Annotated in this window: 18 protein-coding genes; 9 read left to right on the forward strand and 9 right to left on the reverse strand. The window is 64.8% G+C overall.

Annotation, left to right across the window (positions count from 1 at the left end; genetic code table 11):
- Positions 1–31 precede the first annotated feature (31 nt).
- The 6 genes from ACCD07_RS19670 to ACCD07_RS19695 form a co-directional block, all read right to left on the reverse strand.
- The gene (locus ACCD07_RS19670) at positions 32–1,309 is read right to left on the reverse strand and encodes a S10 family serine carboxypeptidase-like protein (protein ID WP_413448319.1); all 1,278 of its coding nucleotides are present in this window, start codon (positions 1,307–1,309) and stop codon (positions 32–34) included.
- Between the two features lie 82 nt (positions 1,310–1,391).
- Positions 1,392–1,871 carry a nucleoside deaminase gene (locus ACCD07_RS19675; RefSeq protein WP_413448320.1) on the reverse strand — a complete coding sequence of 160 codons (480 nt, stop codon included), beginning with the start codon at positions 1,869–1,871 and terminating at the stop codon, positions 1,392–1,394.
- Positions 1,868–2,845 (reverse strand): Rieske 2Fe-2S domain-containing protein, encoded by a 978-nt coding sequence (locus ACCD07_RS19680; protein WP_413448321.1) that lies wholly within the window; start codon positions 2,843–2,845, stop codon positions 1,868–1,870. Before ACCD07_RS19680 ends, ACCD07_RS19675 begins: the two co-directional genes overlap by 4 nt.
- Before the next feature lie 29 nt (positions 2,846–2,874).
- Positions 2,875–3,957, reverse strand: a complete 1,083-nt coding sequence (locus tag ACCD07_RS19685; RefSeq protein ID WP_413448322.1) for a BMP family ABC transporter substrate-binding protein — start codon at positions 3,955–3,957, stop codon at positions 2,875–2,877.
- A gap of 33 nt (positions 3,958–3,990) precedes the next feature.
- Positions 3,991–4,845: an outer envelope protein gene (locus ACCD07_RS19690; protein ID WP_176653033.1), complete on the reverse strand. Its 855-nt coding sequence runs from the start codon at positions 4,843–4,845 to the stop codon at positions 3,991–3,993.
- Positions 4,846–4,950: 105 nt separating this feature from the next.
- The gene (locus ACCD07_RS19695; RefSeq protein ID WP_413448323.1) at positions 4,951–5,751 is read right to left on the reverse strand and encodes a GntR family transcriptional regulator; all 801 of its coding nucleotides are present in this window, start codon (positions 5,749–5,751) and stop codon (positions 4,951–4,953) included.
- A 252-nt stretch (positions 5,752–6,003) separates the two neighbouring features.
- Here ACCD07_RS19695 and ACCD07_RS19700 point away from each other — a divergent pair, with 252 nt between their 5' ends.
- The 5 genes from ACCD07_RS19700 to ACCD07_RS19720 all read left to right on the forward strand — a co-directional run bounded on the left by ACCD07_RS19700 (position 6,004) and on the right by ACCD07_RS19720 (position 11,801).
- Positions 6,004–7,545 (forward strand): ABC transporter ATP-binding protein, encoded by a 1,542-nt coding sequence (locus ACCD07_RS19700; protein WP_413448324.1) that lies wholly within the window; start codon positions 6,004–6,006, stop codon positions 7,543–7,545.
- Positions 7,532–8,620, forward strand: a complete 1,089-nt coding sequence (locus tag ACCD07_RS19705; RefSeq protein ID WP_176653031.1) for an ABC transporter permease — start codon at positions 7,532–7,534, stop codon at positions 8,618–8,620. Before ACCD07_RS19700 ends, ACCD07_RS19705 begins: the two co-directional genes overlap by 14 nt.
- Complete coding sequence (locus ACCD07_RS19710) at positions 8,617–9,543, forward strand: ABC transporter permease (protein WP_413448325.1); 927 nt, start codon at positions 8,617–8,619, stop codon at positions 9,541–9,543. The genes ACCD07_RS19705 and ACCD07_RS19710 overlap by 4 nt, the downstream gene beginning before the upstream one ends.
- A 200-nt stretch (positions 9,544–9,743) precedes the next feature.
- Positions 9,744–11,417 carry a methyl-accepting chemotaxis protein gene (locus tag ACCD07_RS19715; RefSeq protein ID WP_413448326.1) on the forward strand — a complete coding sequence of 558 codons (1,674 nt, stop codon included), beginning with the start codon at positions 9,744–9,746 and terminating at the stop codon, positions 11,415–11,417.
- 63 nt (positions 11,418–11,480) lie between these two features.
- Entirely contained in the window at positions 11,481–11,801 is a 321-nt protein-coding gene (locus tag ACCD07_RS19720) for a 2Fe-2S iron-sulfur cluster-binding protein (protein ID WP_176653028.1), read from the forward strand.
- Here ACCD07_RS19720 and ACCD07_RS19725 read toward each other — a convergent pair.
- Positions 11,746–12,645 carry an AraC family transcriptional regulator gene (locus ACCD07_RS19725; protein WP_353403874.1) on the reverse strand — a complete coding sequence of 300 codons (900 nt, stop codon included), beginning with the start codon at positions 12,643–12,645 and terminating at the stop codon, positions 11,746–11,748. The genes ACCD07_RS19720 and ACCD07_RS19725 overlap by 56 nt on opposite strands.
- A 112-nt stretch (positions 12,646–12,757) precedes the next feature.
- Between ACCD07_RS19725 and ACCD07_RS19730 the strand changes: the two genes are divergently transcribed.
- Positions 12,758–13,294 (forward strand): carboxymuconolactone decarboxylase family protein, encoded by a 537-nt coding sequence (locus ACCD07_RS19730; protein ID WP_176653026.1) that lies wholly within the window; start codon positions 12,758–12,760, stop codon positions 13,292–13,294.
- Here ACCD07_RS19730 and ACCD07_RS19735 read toward each other — a convergent pair.
- Positions 13,291–13,611, reverse strand: a complete 321-nt coding sequence (locus ACCD07_RS19735) for a hypothetical protein (RefSeq protein ID WP_176653025.1) — start codon at positions 13,609–13,611, stop codon at positions 13,291–13,293. The two genes, ACCD07_RS19730 and ACCD07_RS19735, sit on opposite strands and share 4 nt — an antisense overlap.
- Positions 13,612–13,681: 70 nt before the next feature.
- Here ACCD07_RS19735 and ACCD07_RS19740 point away from each other — a divergent pair, with 70 nt between their 5' ends.
- Positions 13,682–13,951 (forward strand): MoaD/ThiS family protein, encoded by a 270-nt coding sequence (locus ACCD07_RS19740; RefSeq protein ID WP_176653024.1) that lies wholly within the window; start codon positions 13,682–13,684, stop codon positions 13,949–13,951.
- Position 13,952: 1 nt separating this feature from the next.
- Entirely contained in the window at positions 13,953–15,041 is a 1,089-nt protein-coding gene (locus tag ACCD07_RS19745; RefSeq protein ID WP_413448327.1) for a WD40/YVTN/BNR-like repeat-containing protein, read from the forward strand.
- Here ACCD07_RS19745 and ACCD07_RS19750 read toward each other — a convergent pair.
- Positions 15,038–15,643: a TetR/AcrR family transcriptional regulator gene (locus ACCD07_RS19750; RefSeq protein ID WP_353403877.1), complete on the reverse strand. Its 606-nt coding sequence runs from the start codon at positions 15,641–15,643 to the stop codon at positions 15,038–15,040. The two genes, ACCD07_RS19745 and ACCD07_RS19750, sit on opposite strands and share 4 nt — an antisense overlap.
- Before the next feature lie 89 nt (positions 15,644–15,732).
- Between ACCD07_RS19750 and ACCD07_RS19755 the strand changes: the two genes are divergently transcribed.
- Positions 15,733–16,812, forward strand: coding sequence for an MBL fold metallo-hydrolase (locus tag ACCD07_RS19755; protein ID WP_413448328.1), 1,080 nt, complete (start codon positions 15,733–15,735; stop codon positions 16,810–16,812).
- Positions 16,813–16,891 lie beyond the last annotated feature (79 nt).

The raw sequence follows: 16,891 nt of genomic DNA on the forward strand, positions 1-16,891 counted from the left end.
CCAGCATCGCCTTTTAGCCCGATGCGCGGCTTTATTGTGCAACTGTGACGCTATTAACGAAATTAATCAAATCACTTTGCTGCAAGCGGCGTGCAGTGTCGTCCAGATACGTCATATGGCCGCTTGCATAATATTTCAGCACAATTAACGGATTTGCGCCCAAGCGCGCCAAATCGAGCTCGGTCTGGTGGAAGGGCGTGGCCAGGTCGTGATAGCCGTTGACGGCCATGACCCTCAGTTTCGGGTTCAGCGCCATGGCGGCGGCCAGGTCGGGCAGGGTGTCCGGCAGCTGCCTGCCGTCGTGGCTGAAGTTCCAGCGGTTGACGATGTCGTTGAAGCTGACGTAGCCCGAGCGCGCGCTGTAATGCAGCTCGCCGGCCAGGTAGGTGGCGATGCTGCTGGTGAAGGCGGCGTTGATCACCGTCAGCGACGGATCGCCGTCCACCGTCAGCGCGCTGCCGGCGGGCGCCGAGACCCGGGCGTCATAGCGGCCCAGCAGCTGGCCGGGGACGGCGTTGGCCTGGTAGTAGCCCGGTCCCATGTCGAAGTTCTGCTGCCAGGTCAGCGTGGGCATGCCGGTGTCGTTGACCAGTTGCGCGATCACGCTGGCCGGCGGAGCAACCTTGTTCGCCAGATAAGCCGCGATGGCGCTGCGATAGTCGCCGGCGGCGAAGCTGCGCGCCTGCTGGACGAAGGCGCCGAAATCGGCCGGCGTTGGCGTTGGCATGGCGCGGCCGTGATAGGCGCTGGTGGCGGCGTAGGTCGGGATGTAGCCCTCGCAGCTGATGGCGCCGGGATCGAGCACGCCGCAGTTGCTGTTGTAGTCCATGATGGCAGAGTGCAGCACCACGCCCGCCAGCTGGACGCCGGCGATTTCCAGCAGGTTGGCCAGCACCGCGGTGCGCGGCGCGCCGTACGATTCGCCGAGCAGGAATTTGGGCGAGGCTTCGCGCTTGTTGACGGCGATGTAGCGCTGCACAAAATCGCGGAAGGCGGCGGCGTCGCTGTCGACGCCCCAGAAATCCTGGTTGGCGCTGGGCGCGACCGCCTGCGAGAAGCCGGTGCCGATGGCGTCCACGAACACCAGGTCGGCCTGCGCCAGCAGGGTTTCCTGGTTGTCGACCAGCTGCACCGGTGCGATGCTGGCGCTGGGGATGGTGCTGACCAGCCGGCGCGGTCCGAACGAACCCAGATGCAGGAAGGCGGACGCCGAGCCGGGGCCGCCGTTGCCGCCTCCGCTTCCGCCGCAAGCCGCCAGCATCAGCGCATACAGCGCAGCCACGCCCCGCAATTTTGTCCGATTTGCCACGTCGATCTCCGTCACGCCGGATCACAATTATGATCCTCGACGGTATGGAATGCATCAGCTATTTGTGCCGCTATTTGCGCCTCTATTTATGCCAGAATCCGGCGTGCGCGACGCGCGCCTCGTCTTCCCGCATCGGGCCGATGACTACAGTCGGGCGCTGGCCGCGCGCGAACACGTCGCGACAGGGCAGCGACAAGGTCGGGTTTTCCGGATCGCTGCCGGTCAGTTCCAGCAGACTCGCTTCCGACATCGCATATACCACGCGACCGACGCCGCTCCAGTAGGTGCCGCCGGCGCACATGGCGCACGGCTCGGCGTTGGCGTACAGCGTGGCGGTGGCCAGCTGTTCGGGGCTGTGGCGCTGGGAAGCCTGCCGCAGCGCGTTCATCTCGGCGTGCGCTGTGCGGTCGCTGCTGGAGGCGTTCATCGCCTCCGAGATCACGGTGCCGTCGGCGGCGACCACCATGGCGGCGAACGGATGGTGGCCTTCGTCGCGCGAGCGCTGCGCCAGCGCCAGCACGCGGGTGAGGAATTCGTGGTCTTGCGGTGTCGGTGCGCTCATCGTAGTACTCCGTAGTGCAGGTTCTGCTGCTTCAGGTAGGCGCGGTAGGCCAGCGACATGCGGTCGCATACCACCGACACTTCGGCGCCGGGGATCAGCGGCAGCTTGGCCGGGCTCTGGCTTTCCAGTATCGGCTGGTCCTGCAGGAAGATGGTGTCCTGGAAGGCGCGCAGGTCGTCGTCGCTGGAGGTGAAGTCGTTCAGCGAAAGGATGATCCAGACGCGCGTGGTGGTTTCGGTCAGCGGCTGCAGCATCAGCGCGATCGCTTCGCGCACGCTGTCCGGCGGATGCTTGGTCAGCACTGCGGTCAGCGGCCGCACCACGCGGTAGCTGTACTCGATGTTGCTGCCGCCGGTGGCGGCCTTGCTGGCCTGCGGCTGCCATGCGCGGCACTGTTTGGCCCAGACGCCGCTGCCGTAGTCGGCATCGTCGAAGCTTTCGACGGTGTAGTCGGCGATGGCTGCCTGCTCCTGCGCGCCGAGGATGCCCTCGTGGACAAAGGCGAAGTGCGCCATGTCGAGGAAGTTCTCGACGATGCGCGGCCCGCTGCTTTGCACGTCGTACGGCCCGCACCAGACCTTGCGCAGAGCGGCGTCGGCAAATTCGGGGAAGCGCGGCGGCTCCGGCCGGGCGGGCATGCCGAGGCAGACCCATACCAGTCCGTAGCGTTCGCGCACGTTGAAGGTGGCGACTTGCGCCTTCAGGTTGGTCTCGCCCAGCGCGGGCAGGGCGGGGATATGCCTGCAGCGGCCTTCACTGCCGAAGGTCCAGCCGTGGTAGGCGCAGCGTAGCGTGTCGTTGCGCAAAGAGCCCATCGACAGGCGCGTGCCGCGATGGGGGCAGCGGTCTTCCCACGCGTGCAGCACACCGGCGCTGTCGCGCCAAAGGGCCAGGCGCGTGTCCAGCAGATCGGTGGCCGCGACCGCGCCGGACGCGATCTGCTGCGAGATCGCGACCGGGTGCCAGTCGTTCAACAGGACCGGATCCGGGGTCACTTAAATGCTCACTTTGGAATCGAGCCTTCCACGCCTTGCACGTAGAAGTTCATCGACAGCAGTTCCTTCAGCGGCACCGGCACGCCGGCGGCGTACTTGACCGTGCCCGACTGATCCTTGATCGGACCGGTGAACGGATTGAAGGTGCCGGCGGTGAGCGCGGCCTTCTTCTCTTCGAAGATCTTGGCGGCGGCGGCCGGCACGACGGCGTTCAGCGCCGACATCTTGACCATGCCTTCCTTCATGCCGCCGCGGTATTCGCCGGTTTTCCAGGTGCCGGCCAGTACGGCCTTGGCGGTCTCGGTGTAGTAGGTGGCCCAGTTGTTGGTGGCCGCCGTCAGGTGCGCCTTCGGTGCGAACTTGGACATATCCGAATCCCAGCCGAATGCATACACGCCTTTTTCCTGCGCCACTTGCAGCGTGGCCGGCGAGTCGGTGTTCTGCGCCATCACGTCGGCTCCTTGCGCCACCAGGGTTTCCGCCGCCTGGCGCTCTTTCGCCGGGTCGTACCACGAGCTCACCCAGATCACCTTGGTCTTGATGGCCGGATTGACGCTCTGCGCGCCCAGCGTGTACGCGTTGATGTTGCGGATCACTTCAGGCACCGGGAAGGAGGCGATGAAGCCCAGCGTGTTCGACTTGGTCATCTTGCCGGCGATGACGCCGTTCAGATAGGCGCCTTCGTACAAGCGCGATTCGTAGGTGCCGAGGTTCTTGCCGGTCTTGAAGCCGGTGGCGTGCAGGAACACCACGCCCGGCGTGGTCTTGGCGACTTTCTCGGTCGGGTTCATGTAGCCGAACGAGGTGGTGAAAATCAGTTTGTTGCCTTCTGCGACCAGCTTGCGGATCACGCGTTCGGCGTCCGCGCCTTCCGGCACGTTTTCCACGTAGGTGGTCTTGACTTTGGCGCCGAGTTCCTTCTCCATCGCCAGGCGGGCCTGGTCGTGGGCGTAGGTCCAGCCGGCGTCGCCGACCGGGCCGACGTAGACGAAGCCGATCTTCAGCGGATCCGCGGCGAAAGCGGAAGCGGACATGCCGATGGTTGCGGCGGCCAGCGCGGCCAGGGCCAATACTTTGCGACGATTCATCATACGGTTTCCTTGGAAGTGAGATTTGGAAGCGGTTTAAAAGTGGTACTCCGCGCGCACCATCGGGGTTTTCGCGGTGGCGCCGGGGTTGTTCTTGTCGGGGTTGCCGAACTTGTTTTTCCAGTACTGGTATTCGACGCCGACCTTGAAGGTGTTCTTTGCCGCGCCGACCGCGCCGCTCATGTCGTACATGATCTGCATGTCGATGTTGGTTTCCGGCGAGGTGCCGCCGCCGAATTCGTTCTTGCCCTTGGCGGTGATGAAGTTGGCGTAGCCTTCAAACGACAGCGGAATGCCGATGTTGAACGGGATGCCCCAGGCGCCGGTCAGCATCGCGTGGGTCTTGTACGAATAGCGCGGCGTGGCCTGGTTGGTGAAGGTGTTGTATGGCGCGTTCGACTCCCACAGGGCCAGCAGGCTGACGTCCAGGAAGCCCGGTACGTCCAGCATCAGCGTGGGGCCCAGCACCAGCATGCGTTTCTTCGAGTTGTAGCCGGCGTCGGTCTTGCTGTTGTAATCGAAGCCGCCGGTGATGCCGACGCCGCGCGCCGGGCCGAACGCCCAGTTGCCGCCGGTGACTTTGCCCAGGTCCAGCGTGTGGCGGTAGAGCGCATACGCCTCGTGCGCGCCGCTGTTCGAGCCGGCCGCCGATGGATCGAGCTCGGACGACATCAGCAGGTCGACGCTGAAGAAGTTCTTGCCGTACTTGTAGCCCGATACGCTGCTGAAGTTGACGATGTTCTTGGTGATGTCGTTGTTGTTGAACGGCTCGGCGAACTTGGTGCCGTAGCGGTAGCTGAGCGAGGTGTCGCTCCAGTCGGCTGCTTGTGCGAGACATGCGCAACCGGCGAGCAGCGTGAGCGAGATACCGCGGGCGATGAGATGAGGCATGTGAACTCCAGTCAGGTTGGTTATGTAAGGACTTCTTTTGTATCCAATCTTGTTTGATGATTGAATTCAATCTCATTCAACTTCTCTAGCAAATTGCGGGCCACCTTAAAACCCCGACAGCGCTTCCGCCAGGCTGACTTTCTTGTCCACTACGCCCAGACGCAGGCGCGCTTCGATTTCCAGCAGGTGGTGCTCGATCAGGTGCGTGGCCTCGGCCACCTTGCCTTTTTCGATCAGCGTGGCCAGGTCCTGGTGCTCGTCGTTCTCGCACATGGGGGCGCCGGGCGTTTCGTACAGCGCGATGATCAGCGAGCAGCGCGACACCAGTTCCGCCATGAAGCGCTGCAGCACGCGGTTGCCCGCCAGTTCCGCCAGCAGGATGTGGAACTCGCCGCCCAGCCGTATCCAGCCGGCGCGGTCGCCGGTGCGGCGCGCGTCGTCCTCGGCCTGCAGCGCGGCGCGGATCTGCCGCAGCGATTCCGGGGTGGCGTTGCGTATCACCAGCGGCACGATCTCCCTTTCGATGGCGCGCCGCGCGGCGAAGATTTCACGCGCTTCTTCCGGCGTCGGCGAGGCGATGACGGCGCCGCGATTGGGCCGCAGCTCGATGATGTGATCGTGCGCCAGCCGTTGCAGCGCCTTGCGCACGGTGGTGCGGCTGACTTGATACAGCTCGCAGAAATCGGCCTCGCCCAAGTGGGTGCCGGGCGGCAGGCGATGGCTCATGACGGCGTTGACCACGGCGCGGTAGATGCGCATGTCGACGGCGGTGGTGCCGCGTTTGATGGCGGCGCCTGGCGCAACGGTTGATGCAACGGCGCGCGCAATCGCGGGCTTGGCCGCGGGTGCGGCCTTGCTGGTGGTTTTGCGCTTGCCTTGTGGGCGCGCTGGACCTGGTGATGGCATTGTTCGATTCTCCGTGAGAGTAGTGCTGATACTCGTAAAGCAGGAACCGTGCTAACTATTCTTGTCTATGATTGTGTACGAAACTACTTTGTTTTGTCCTCATTTTTGAGCGCTTTGCACGTTTTTGGTGAACATCTGTGGCATATTTAGTGCACTTGTCTTCCCAAAACAGAGCGTTCCCGGCGCATTGCGATGGCATGCAAATTGCGTCTGGTTTGGTATTCAATTTGTATACGATGAAGGAAAACGCCGATGAACGAGCCGCGCCTGCGGATGCTGGGCATCTCCAAGATTTATCCGTCGGTGGTGGCGAACGCCGAAGTCGATCTGACCGTCATGCCGGGCGAGATCCACGCTGTGCTGGGCGAAAACGGCGCCGGCAAAAGCACGCTGATGAAGATCATCTACGGCGTCACCAGGCCGGACGAGGGCCAGATCATGTGGGAAGGGCGGCAGGTGAACATCCACTCGCCGCACGATGCGCGCAAGCTGGGCATCGGCATGGTGTTCCAGCACTTCGCGGTGTTCGAGACGCTGACGGTGGCCGAGAACATCGCGTTGGCGCTGGACGACAAGGTGACACCGGCCGAACTGGCGCCGCGCATCCGCGCCGTCTCCGAACAATACGGCCTGCCGCTCGATCCGCAGCGGCTGGTGCACAGCATGTCGGTCGGCGAGCGGCAGCGGGTGGAGATCGTGCGCTGCCTGCTGCAGTCGCCTCGCTTGCTGATCATGGATGAACCGACGTCGGTGCTGACGCCCGATGCGGTGCTCAAGCTGTTCGAATCGCTGCGGCGGCTGGCGTCCGAGGGCGTCAGCATCCTGTATATCAGCCACAAGCTCGATGAAATCCAGTCCTTGTGCGACAAGGCGACCGTGCTGCGGGCTGGGCGCGTGTCCGGCACCGCCAACCCGAAGGAGGAAAGTGCGAAGTCGCTGGCGGAACTGATGATAGGCCGCGAGCTGCCGGTGTGCGTGCACAAGCCGCGCGAGCCGGGACAGGTGATGCTCGCCATCGACAAGCTGAATGTGGCCAGCGAGGATCCGTTCGGCACGCGGCTGAAGGACATCGGCCTGGAGCTGCGCAGCGGGGAGATCGTCGGCATCGCCGGCATCTCCGGCAACGGCCAGCAGGAGCTGCTGAAGGCGATCTCCGGCGAGCGTCCACTGATGCACGGTCAGGGCGCCATCCGCCTCGGCACACAGGACGTCGGCGTGCTGGACGCGGCGCAGCGCCGCCAGTTGGGGCTGGGCTTCGTTCCGGAAGAGCGTCTTGGACGCGGCGCCGCGCCGGACCTGTCGCTGGCCGATAACGCGCTGCTGACTGGCTATCTGCCCGCCGCCAACACCGGCATGGTCAAGCGCGGCCTGATACAGCGCGGCGCTGTGCGCGAGTTCGCGCGCAAGGTGATAGCACGCTTCAACGTCAAATGCGGCGGCGAGGAATCGGCGGCGGCGTCGCTCTCCGGCGGCAATTTGCAGAAGTTCATCGTCGGCCGGGAGATCGCGCTGGCGCCCAAGGTGATGGTGTTCGCCCAGCCCACATGGGGCGTGGACATCGGCGCCGCCATGCTGATACGGCAGGCCATCATCGACATGCGCGACCAGGGCGTCGCGGTGCTGGTGCTGTCGGAGGAGCTGGACGAACTGTTCATGATGAGCGACCGCATCGCCGTGCTGGCGGACGGGCGCCTGTCGCGGGCGGTGCCTGCGGCGAGCACCGGCATCAACCAGATCGGCGTTTGGATGAGCGGCGATTTCAACTATCAGGGAGCGGAACATGTCGCGGCTTGAACGACGTCCCGAACCATCGCGCCGCATGATGCTGGCCTCGCCGCTGATCGCGGCGGCGGCCATGCTGCTGACCGGCTCCGTGCTGTTCTTCTTCCTGGGGCAGGAGCCGCTGCATGCGTTCTTTGTCTACTTCATCAAGCCTTGGACCACGCTGTACGGCATCGGCGAGCTGCTGCTGAAGGCGACGCCGCTGATACTGTGCGGCGTCGGCCTGGCGATAGGCTTCCGCGCCAACGTCAACAACATCGGCGCCGACGGCCAGCTGACCGTCGGCGCGATCGCCGCCGGCGCGGTCGCGCTGTATTTCGACGAGGTGCAGGCATGGTGGGTGCTGCCGCTGATGCTGGTCGCCGGTGCGCTGGGCGGCATGTTGTGGGCGGCGATACCGGCGTTGCTGCGCACGCGCTTCAACACCAGCGAAATCCTGGTCAGCCTGATGCTGGTGTATGTGGCGTATCACCTGCTCAGCTATCTGGTGCACGGTCCGATGCGCGATCCGGCCGGCTTCAACTTCCCGCAGTCGAAGATGTTCAGCGAGTCGGCCACCTTGCCGTTGCTGATCGAAGGCTTGCGGCTCAACGCGGCGTTCATCCTGTCGCTGATCGCGGCGGGCGCGGCCTGGTTCTTCTGCAAGCACACCTTTGCCGGCTACCGCATGCAGGTCAGCGGCATGGCGCCGGCCGCCGCGCTGTACGCCGGCTTCAGCGAGCCGCGCAATGTGTGGCTGGCGTTCATGGTCAGCGGCGCGCTGGCCGGCATCGCGGGGGTGGGCGAGGTGGCGGGGCCGCTGGGGCAGATGCAGCCGTCGGTGTCGGCCGGCTACGGCTTCGCGGCCATCATCGTCGCCTACGTCGGGCGCTTGCATCCGCTGGGCGTGGTGCTGTCGGCGTTGCTGATGTCGCTGCTGTACATCGGCGGCGAGACGGCGCAGATCGAACTGCAGGTGCCGTCCGCGATCACCGGCATGTTCCAGGGGCTGCTGCTGTTTTACCTGCTGGCCGCCGACCTGTTTATCCATTACCGCTTCAAGCCGCGCAAGCGCCGCTTGCCCGTTGCCGCAGGAGAGCCAGCATGATGACCACCGAATTGATGATCGCCTTCCTCGCCAGCACGGCGGGTGCCGCCACGCCGCTGGTGGTCGCCTCGATGGGCGAGCTGGTGACCGAGCGCTCCGGCGTGCTCAATCTGGGCATGGAGGGCATGATGCTGGTCGGCGCCGTGGTGGGCTTCGGCGTCACGCTGGGCACGGGGCAGATGTGGCTGGGACTCCTGGCGGCGATTGCGGCGGGCATGCTGATGTCGCTGATCTTCGGCTTCCTGGTGCTGACCCTGCAGACCAACCAGGTGGCCACCGGGCTGGCGCTGACCTTGTTCGGCATCGGCGTGTCGGCCTTCATCGGACGCGGGCTGGTGGGGCAGACGGTGGAGCCGATGCCGCACCTGCATTTTCCGCTGCTGTCGGATATGCCGTTTGTCGGACCGCTGCTGTTCCGCTTCGATGCGATGGTGTACGGCTCGGTGGCGCTGGTGGTGCTGGTCGGCTGGATACTGGCGCGCACGCATCTGGGGCTGGTGATACGCGCGGTCGGCGAGTCGCCGCGTAGCGCGCACGCGATCGGCTATCCGGTGATCGGCCTGCGCTACGGCACGGTGTTGTTCGGCGGCGCGATGGCAGGTCTGGGCGGCGCCTATCTGTCGCTGGCGCTGACGCCGATGTGGGTTGAGGGCATGACGGCAGGGCGCGGCTGGATCGCCTTGGCGCAGGTGGTGTTCGCGACGTGGAAGCCGCGCGGCGTGATGGTGGGCGCCTACCTGTTCGGCGGCGTGACGGTGCTGCAGTTCCACGGGCAGGGCATGGGACTGGACGTTCCTGCGGAATTCCTGTCGATGCTGCCTTACGTCGCGACGATCGTGGTGCTGGTTATCATCTGCCGCAATCCTCAGACGATCTTGCTGAACAAGCCGATGTCGTTGGGGCAAAATTTCAAGCCCGATTAGATTCCGTTGCGATGCCGCACAAGAAATTTGATCTGGATCAAAAAGCAGCAACTAAGCTGCTGCTAATGCCTGCGTGTGACAGTTTGTGAGAGTTTTGCTCGGAGAACCCGTCTATTCTGGAATCGCCGGCCACTGCCGCCGGTGGCGCTCCCCAAACCCCGGCTCGCCCTTTCATATGAACAAATATAAAAGGAATGGTCATGCGCACCAACAGTCCAATCACGCAAAATGAATACGTCATGCAAGACGGCAAGACCATCGTTTCCAGCACCGATTTGCAGGGCAATATCAATTACGCCAATCCCTATTTCATTGAAGTCAGCGGGTTCACCGAAGCCGAGCTGATGGGGGCGCCGCAAAACATCGTGCGGCATCCCGACATGCCGGTCGAGGCGTTCGCCGATCTGTGGAGCACGATCAAGAGCGGCGCGCCGTGGACGGGGCTGGTGAAGAACCGCTGCAAGAACGGCGACTTTTACTGGGTGCTGGCGAACGTCACGCCGGTGATCGAGCGCGGCAAGCCGGTCGGTTATCTGTCGGTGCGGACCAAGCCGAGCCGCGAGCAGGTGCGCCAGGCGGACGCGCTGTACCGGCAGTTCAAGTCCGGCAATCCCAAGCGCCTGCGCATTGTGAACGGGCGCGTCGTGTCGACCGGCCTGGCCGCGCGCGTGCGCGATCTGCTGCGGATGTCGCTGGCGCGCCAGGTCGCCGCCGCCACCGCGCTGACGGGCGGCGTACTGGCCTTGCTGGCCGCCGCGCTGCTGGGCATGGAGGGCGCCGGCATCGACGCCGCGCGCGGCTGGCTGGGTGCGCTGGCGCTGTGTGCCATGCTGGGCATGGCGTGGTTTGGCCGCAATCTCTATGTGCATGTTGCCATGCCGCTCGAACAGGCCACCCGCGCCGCGCGCGTGATGGCCGGCGGCGACCTGACGGCGTCGATCGAGGTGCGGCGCGATGATGCGGTCGGCCAGTTGCTGGCGGCGTTGCGGCAGACAAATATCAACCTGCACAGCATCATCGGCGACGTGCGCGCCAATTTCGCCGAGATTTCCACGGCCACCGGCGAAATCGCCAACGGCAATATGGATTTGTCGGGCCGCACGGAATCCCAGGCCTCCAGCCTGCAGCAGACTGCCGCCAGCATGGAGCAACTCACTTCGACCGTCCAGCAGAGTGCCAGCAATGTCGCCAGCGCCAACGGGCTGGCCGAGCGCGCCGCGACGGTGGCGGCGCAGGGCGGCAGCATCGTGTCGCAGGTGGTGTCGACGATGGGCGATATCAGCACCTCGTCGAACAAGATCCTCGACATCATCGGCCTGATCGACGGCATCGCGTTCCAGACCAATATCCTCGCACTGAACGCCGCGGTGGAGGCGGCGCGGGCCGGCGAGCAGGGACGCGGCTTTGCCGTGGTGGCCAGCGAGGTGCGCAACCTGGCGCAGCGTTCGGCCACGGCTGCCAAGGAAATCAAGGCCTTGATCGACGTGTCGATCGAGAGGGTCAAGGCGGGCGAGGTGCTGACCGACCGCGCCGGCGTCATCATGACCGAACTGATCGCCGCCGTGGGCCGCGTGTCGCAGGTGATGGAAGATATTTCCAATTCGACGCGCGAGCAGAGCACCGGCATCGGCCAGGTCAACCAGGCGGTGATCCAGATCGACAACATCACGCAGCAGAACGCGGCGCTGGTGGAGGAGGCGGCTGCGGCGGCGGGCAATCTGGCGCAGCAGACGCTGTGCGTGTCGCAGGCGATGGCGGTGTTCAAGCTGCAGGGCGGACTGGCGGACCGGCATGGTTCGGCGATGCCGCTGCGGCCCGCAGCGCCGCCGCCTGCCGCGCGCATCGCCAAGCCCAGGCTCAAGCTGATGGCCTGATGCTGCCGGGGAGGGGGCAACTGCGGTTATCATGCTGGTTTCACCACATGGCGCGGCACTGGCATGAGCGAGACCGACACGGCGAGCGTGACCCTGCACGGGCAAGGTTGGACGTTTGAAACGGCGGCGCCGGCGACGGTGCTGGAATCCGCCGAGCGGGCCGGCATCACGCTGCCCAGCTCCTGCCGCAACGGCACCTGCCGCACCTGCATCTGCCTGAAGACCAGCGGCACGGTGCGCTACAAGATCGAATGGCCGGGTCTGAGCGCCGACGAAAAGCGCGAAGGCTACATCCTGCCTTGCGTCGCCATCGCCGTATCGGACCTGGTCATTGAGGCGCCCGCCGCCGCCAGGCGCCAGGCCCCACTCCGTACTGACGTTTGAAGGCGCGGTTGAACGCGGCTTCGGACTGGTAGCCGACTGATTCCGCGACATCGCCGGCTTGCCTGCCGGCGTCCAGCAGGCGCGCCGCCTGCGCCATGCGCAGCTGCGCCAGCACGTCGGCCGGCGTGGCGCCGGCGGCCTGCTTGAACAGGCGGGCGAACGTCGCGCGCGACATGTGGCACACCGCCGCCAACTGCTCCAGCGACCAGGCTTTCTCCGGCGTGGACAGCATGCCGTTCAGCGCCGCCTGCAGCCGCCGCTCGGCCATCACGGCAAACAGTCCGGGCACCGCCAGCGCCTGCTCCAGCCAGGCGCGTATCAGCAGTGCGAACAAGGCCGAGGACAACTGCCGCAGTACCGCCGCCGAGCCGGCGCGCGGCGTTTCCGCTTCCGCTTGCAGGATGCCGATCAGGTGGCGCAGCGCTTGCGCGTCCGGCTGGTCCGCCGTGCGCACCACCAGCATGGCCGGCAGCGCGGCCAGCAGGCCGCCGCCGTCCGGGTCGAAGCGGAACTCGCCGCACAGGATGTCGGTGGCCGGGCCGTCGCCGTCGTTGCTTTCAAATCGCAGCAGACCGGCTTCCTTGTGCGCCGACGAGGCTTGCGCCGGGTCGCCGATGTACAGCCGGTGCGCGCCCCCGTGCGGGAAGACGATGATGTCGCCGGCCTGCAGTTCGAGTCCGTCGGTGCCATCGACCAGCGCCGAACCGCGCGCGATCAGGTGGTAGGGCGCGACACCGTCCGGCGACGCCGGCTGATCCAGCACCCAGGGCGCGCCAAAGTGGCAGCGGACGTCCAGCGCGGTACGCACCGGGTACAGCGTGAGCAAATGGCTGAGCGTATCCATATTCAGATTGATTGAGACGAATGAGCAAATTGTAGCGCGGATTGAGCATTAATAATCTCTCTCAACGGGCCTACACTGCTTCCCATACCAACTCACTTTGAAAGGAAACATCATGTCCCGCTTGTTCACCCAGCCTGTTTCGGAAGCCACCGGCCACGCCGCCCAACTGTTCACCGCCATCAAGGGAGCGATCGGCAAGGTGCCGAACGCCTACGCCACGGCCGGCAGCAACAGCCCGGTCGCACTGGAAGCGGCATTGAACCTGGATGGCGCGCTGCGCAAAGGCAGCCTGTCGGCCAAAGAAGTGGAAGTCGTCAAACTGGCCGTCAGCCAGGATGCGCAATGTGATTATTGCCTTGCCGCGCATACGCTGATGGGCGGCAAGGCGGGCCTGAGCGCCGGCGCCATCCAGGCGGCGCGCCATGGCACGCCCGGCGGCGACGCCAAGTTGGATGCGCTGGCGGCCTTTGTGCACACCATCGTGCGCACCAGCGGCGACGTGCCGGCGCCGGTGGTGATCGCGGTGAAGGAGGCCGGCTACAGCGATGCGCAGATCGTCGACACGCTGCTGGCGGTGGCCGCCATCACCTTCACCAATCTGCTCAACCGCGTCAACGCGACGCCGCTGGATTTCCCGCCGGCGCCTTAACCTTCCGAGCCGCCTTCGCCCTTGCGCAGGCGGCTCAGCAGGGCCTCGGTCGATTCGTTGAGCGGCACGCCGTGGCGCCGCATCAGCTGGATGTTGAGCACCATGTTTTCCAGCACCAGCTTGGCCGCCACGGCCAGCAAGGTCAGGTGCTTGTCCTCTTCGCTGAAGTTTTCCATCGCCTCCGCCATCTCGCACAGATGGTTGGAGATCAGGCCGCGCAGGTCGTGTTCGTCGAACGGCAGGTCGGCGAAGTCGATCGGATCCTCTTTCTCCACTTCTTCCATCAGCAATTCCAGCTCTTGCGGTGTGATCGTCATGCGGCGCTCCGGTAGTTGATGCGATTTCATTTTAACGAAATGGCAGCGATTCCGCGTTAGAATCTGCGGCATGGCGCAATTGATATTTACACAGCAGTTGGGTCGCTTCATGACCGTGCCGCAGGTGGAAACCGACGCGGCCGATCTGCGGGGCGCGCTCGACCTGGCGTTTGCCGATCATCCCCGGCTGCGCGGCTACGTGCTCGACGAGCAGGGCCATCTGCGCGAGAACGTCGTCATCTTCATCGACGGCCAGCGCACCCGCGAGCGCAAGCTGCTCGACGACGAACTCGCGCCCCATTCCAAAGTCTATATTCTGCAAGCTCTTTCAGGAGGCTGACATGTCCGACCGCGCCTATATCGGCACACGCAAGGGATTGTTCGAGATCTACCGCACGCACGAGGCGTGGCATATCGACCAGCAACATTTCCTTGGCGATCCGGTGTCGATGGTGCTGCCGGACCGGCGCGACGGCAGCTTGTACGCGGCGCTGAACCTGGGCCACTTCGGCGCCAAGCTGCACCGGCGCGACGCCGGTAGCAACGACTGGGTGGAGGTGGCGGTGCCGGCGTTCCCCGTCAAGCCGATCGACAGCGCCGACCCCGTCGAATGGACGATGAAGCAGATCTGGTCGCTGGCGGCCGGCGGGCCGGACCAGCCGGGCGTGTTGTGGGCCGGCACCCTGCCGGGCGGCCTGTTCCGCTCGAACGACCGGGGCGAGTCCTGGCATCTGGTGGAGGGCTTGTGGAACGTGCCGGAGCGCGCGCAGTGGATGGGCGGCGGCTATGACGTGCCGGGCATCCACAGCATTTGCGTCGATCCGCGCGACAGCAATTCGGTGCTGGTCGGCGTGTCCTGCGGCGGCGCCTGGCTGACCACGGACGGCGGCGCCAGCTGGTCGATGCGGGCCAAGGGCATGGTCGCCAGCTACATGCCGCCGGAACTGGCGGAGAACCAGGCGGTGCAGGATCCGCACCGCATCGTGCGCTGCCCGTCGGAGCCGGACAAGCTGTGGTGCCAGCATCACAACGGCATCTGGCGCAGCGTGGACAACGGCGCCAACTGGACCGAGGTGCATAGCAAGCCCCTGTCGAACTTCGGTTTCGTCACGGCCGTGCATCCGAAGGACGGCGAGACGGCGTGGTTCGTGCCGGCCGAGGCGGACAGCAAGCGCTTCGCCTCCCATGCGGCGCTGGCGGTCACCCGCACCACTGACGGCGGCAAGACTTTCACCGCCTGGCGCGGCGGCCTGCCGCAGCACTATTGCTACGATCTGGTCTACCGCCATGGCCTGGCGGTCAGCGACGACGGCCAGATCTTGCTGATGGGATCGACCACCGGCGGCGCCTGGCTGTCGGAGGACGGCGGCGGCCAGTGGCAGACCGTGTCCACCACCTTGCCGCCGATTTATTCGGTCAGCTTCGCTTAGGAAGCGTAAGCCAGGAACATATCGGCGCTCATCTCGACCACTTTTTTCTGCATGGCCGGGTCCAGCGGCGGCTGGTTCAGCGTCACCTGCGGCCAGAAGGCGAAGGTCTTCAGCAGGCCCGGCAGCATTTGCGAGGTCAGCGCCGGATCGGCCTTGAGCAGCTTGCCGTCGGCCTGGGCCGCGCGCAGCCAGACGGCCGCTTCCTCTTCCCTGCGGGTCATCCGCGACACCATCTCCTGCGCCCGCTCGGGTGAATGGATCGCCTCGGCGATCGCCACCCGCGCCAGGTCGAGGAAATAGCTGTCCTGCAACATCGCCATTTTTTTCGACAGCAGGCCGATCAGTTGCTCGCGCAGCGGCACGGCCGGATCGTAGGGCTGCTCCGCCTGCGACGCGGAACTATTCCACAACTCATGCAATATCTGCGCGAACAGTTCGTCTTTACTGGGGAAGTGGTTGTACACGGTGCGCTTGGACACGCCGGCGGTCGCGGCGATCTTGTCCATGCTGGTCGATTCGAAACCGCTGCTGCGGAACTCGGCTATCGCCGCTTCGACGATGGCCTGGCGCTTGCGGTCGGTCAGTTTGAGTGGTGTGTTCATGGCTTTTATTTTACACCGACTGGTTTACTTTTGAAAAAATAAGAACTACACTGTGTAGTGTACATTCTAACTCTCTGGAGTCGTTCATCATGACTTATCAATCCGTTATCGCCGAATCCGCCGTCAACAGCCTCGATGGCCTGTCCGTGCCCAGCGCGCCGCGCAGCCGCGACGGCAAGTTCCGCAATCCGGTGAAGATGCACAAGATGGGCTTCTTCAAGGCGCTGGGCATCATGCTCCGCTTTGCTTTCGACAAGCCTAAAGACACCGTGCCCCGCCAGGCCATTCCCGTTCATGCGATCACGCAGCAGCAGTTATTGGATGCTCCGGATCGCAGCCTGTTCCGCCTCGGCCACTCGACGGTGCTGCTCAAACTCAACGGCCATTTCTGGCTGACCGACCCGGTGTTTTCCGAGCGCGCGTCGCCGGTGCAGTGGGCCGGGCCGCAGCGTTTCCACCAGCCGCCGATCAGCATCGAGGAACTGCCGCCGATCAAGGGCATCATCCTGTCGCACGATCATTACGACCACCTGGACTACGCGGCGGTGATGAAGCTGGCCGTCAAGACCGAGCATTTCATCACGCCGCTGGGCGTGGGCGAGCGCTTGATTTCCTGGGGCGTCCCGGCGGCCAAGGTGCAGCAGCTGAGCTGGTGGCAGAGCACCCACGTGGCCGGCATCAAGCTGGTGGCGACGCCGGCGCAGCACTTCTCCGGCCGTGGCCTGGGCGACCGCAACAAGACCTTGTGGGCGTCGTTTGTCATCGAGGACCGCGACGTCAAAGTGTTTTTCAGCGGCGATAGCGGCTATTTCGACGGATTCAAGGAAATCGGCCGCAAGCACGGGCCGTTCGACCTGACCATGGTGGAAACCGGCGCCTACGATCCGCAGTGGCCGGACGTGCACATGCAGCCGGAGGAATCGCTGCAGGCGCATATCGACTTGCGCGGCAAGGTGCTGCTGCCGATTCATAACGGCACCTTCGACTTGTCGCTGCACGCGTGGCACGATCCGTTCGACCGCATCGCCGAGCTGGCCGGCGAGCGCCGCCTGCCGCTGGCCACGCCGGCAATCGGCCAGGCCATGGATATCCGCCTGCCTATGGCGGACGGCAAGTGGTGGGAGCGGGTGAAAGAGCTGGAAGCCGCAATGGTTGCTCAGCCACTGTAAAGAACCAACGTCGTTCCCGCGCAAGCGGGAATCCATGCTGAGCGCCCATGCAGGAGTTCTATGGATACCCGCTTTCGCG

The organism is Duganella sp. Dugasp56, assembly GCF_047304105.1.
Taxonomy (GTDB): domain Bacteria; phylum Pseudomonadota; class Gammaproteobacteria; order Burkholderiales; family Burkholderiaceae_D; genus Rugamonas; species Rugamonas hordei.

What these genes read in the sequence shown, in the direction of transcription:
- ACCD07_RS19675 (WP_413448320.1), bottom strand. Translation starts at nt 1,871, where the DNA reads ATGAGCGCACCGACACCGCAAGACCACGAATTCCTCACCCGCGTGCTG.
- ACCD07_RS19685 (WP_413448322.1), bottom strand. Translation starts at nt 3,957, where the DNA reads ATGATGAATCGTCGCAAAGTATTGGCCCTGGCCGCGCTGGCCGCCGCA.
- ACCD07_RS19690 (WP_176653033.1), bottom strand. Translation starts at nt 4,845, where the DNA reads ATGCCTCATCTCATCGCCCGCGGTATCTCGCTCACGCTGCTCGCCGGT.
- ACCD07_RS19695 (WP_413448323.1), bottom strand. Translation starts at nt 5,751, where the DNA reads ATGCCATCACCAGGTCCAGCGCGCCCACAAGGCAAGCGCAAAACCACC.
- ACCD07_RS19700 (WP_413448324.1), top strand. Translation starts at nt 6,004, where the DNA reads ATGAACGAGCCGCGCCTGCGGATGCTGGGCATCTCCAAGATTTATCCG.
- ACCD07_RS19705 (WP_176653031.1), top strand. Translation starts at nt 7,532, where the DNA reads ATGTCGCGGCTTGAACGACGTCCCGAACCATCGCGCCGCATGATGCTG.
- ACCD07_RS19710 (WP_413448325.1), top strand. Translation starts at nt 8,617, where the DNA reads ATGATGACCACCGAATTGATGATCGCCTTCCTCGCCAGCACGGCGGGT.
- ACCD07_RS19715 (WP_413448326.1), top strand. Translation starts at nt 9,744, where the DNA reads ATGCGCACCAACAGTCCAATCACGCAAAATGAATACGTCATGCAAGAC.
- ACCD07_RS19720 (WP_176653028.1), top strand. Translation starts at nt 11,481, where the DNA reads ATGAGCGAGACCGACACGGCGAGCGTGACCCTGCACGGGCAAGGTTGG.
- ACCD07_RS19725 (WP_353403874.1), bottom strand. Translation starts at nt 12,645, where the DNA reads ATGGATACGCTCAGCCATTTGCTCACGCTGTACCCGGTGCGTACCGCG.
- ACCD07_RS19730 (WP_176653026.1), top strand. Translation starts at nt 12,758, where the DNA reads ATGTCCCGCTTGTTCACCCAGCCTGTTTCGGAAGCCACCGGCCACGCC.
- ACCD07_RS19735 (WP_176653025.1), bottom strand. Translation starts at nt 13,611, where the DNA reads ATGACGATCACACCGCAAGAGCTGGAATTGCTGATGGAAGAAGTGGAG.
- ACCD07_RS19740 (WP_176653024.1), top strand. Translation starts at nt 13,682, where the DNA reads ATGGCGCAATTGATATTTACACAGCAGTTGGGTCGCTTCATGACCGTG.
- ACCD07_RS19745 (WP_413448327.1), top strand. Translation starts at nt 13,953, where the DNA reads ATGTCCGACCGCGCCTATATCGGCACACGCAAGGGATTGTTCGAGATC.
- ACCD07_RS19750 (WP_353403877.1), bottom strand. Translation starts at nt 15,643, where the DNA reads ATGAACACACCACTCAAACTGACCGACCGCAAGCGCCAGGCCATCGTC.
- ACCD07_RS19755 (WP_413448328.1), top strand. Translation starts at nt 15,733, where the DNA reads ATGACTTATCAATCCGTTATCGCCGAATCCGCCGTCAACAGCCTCGAT.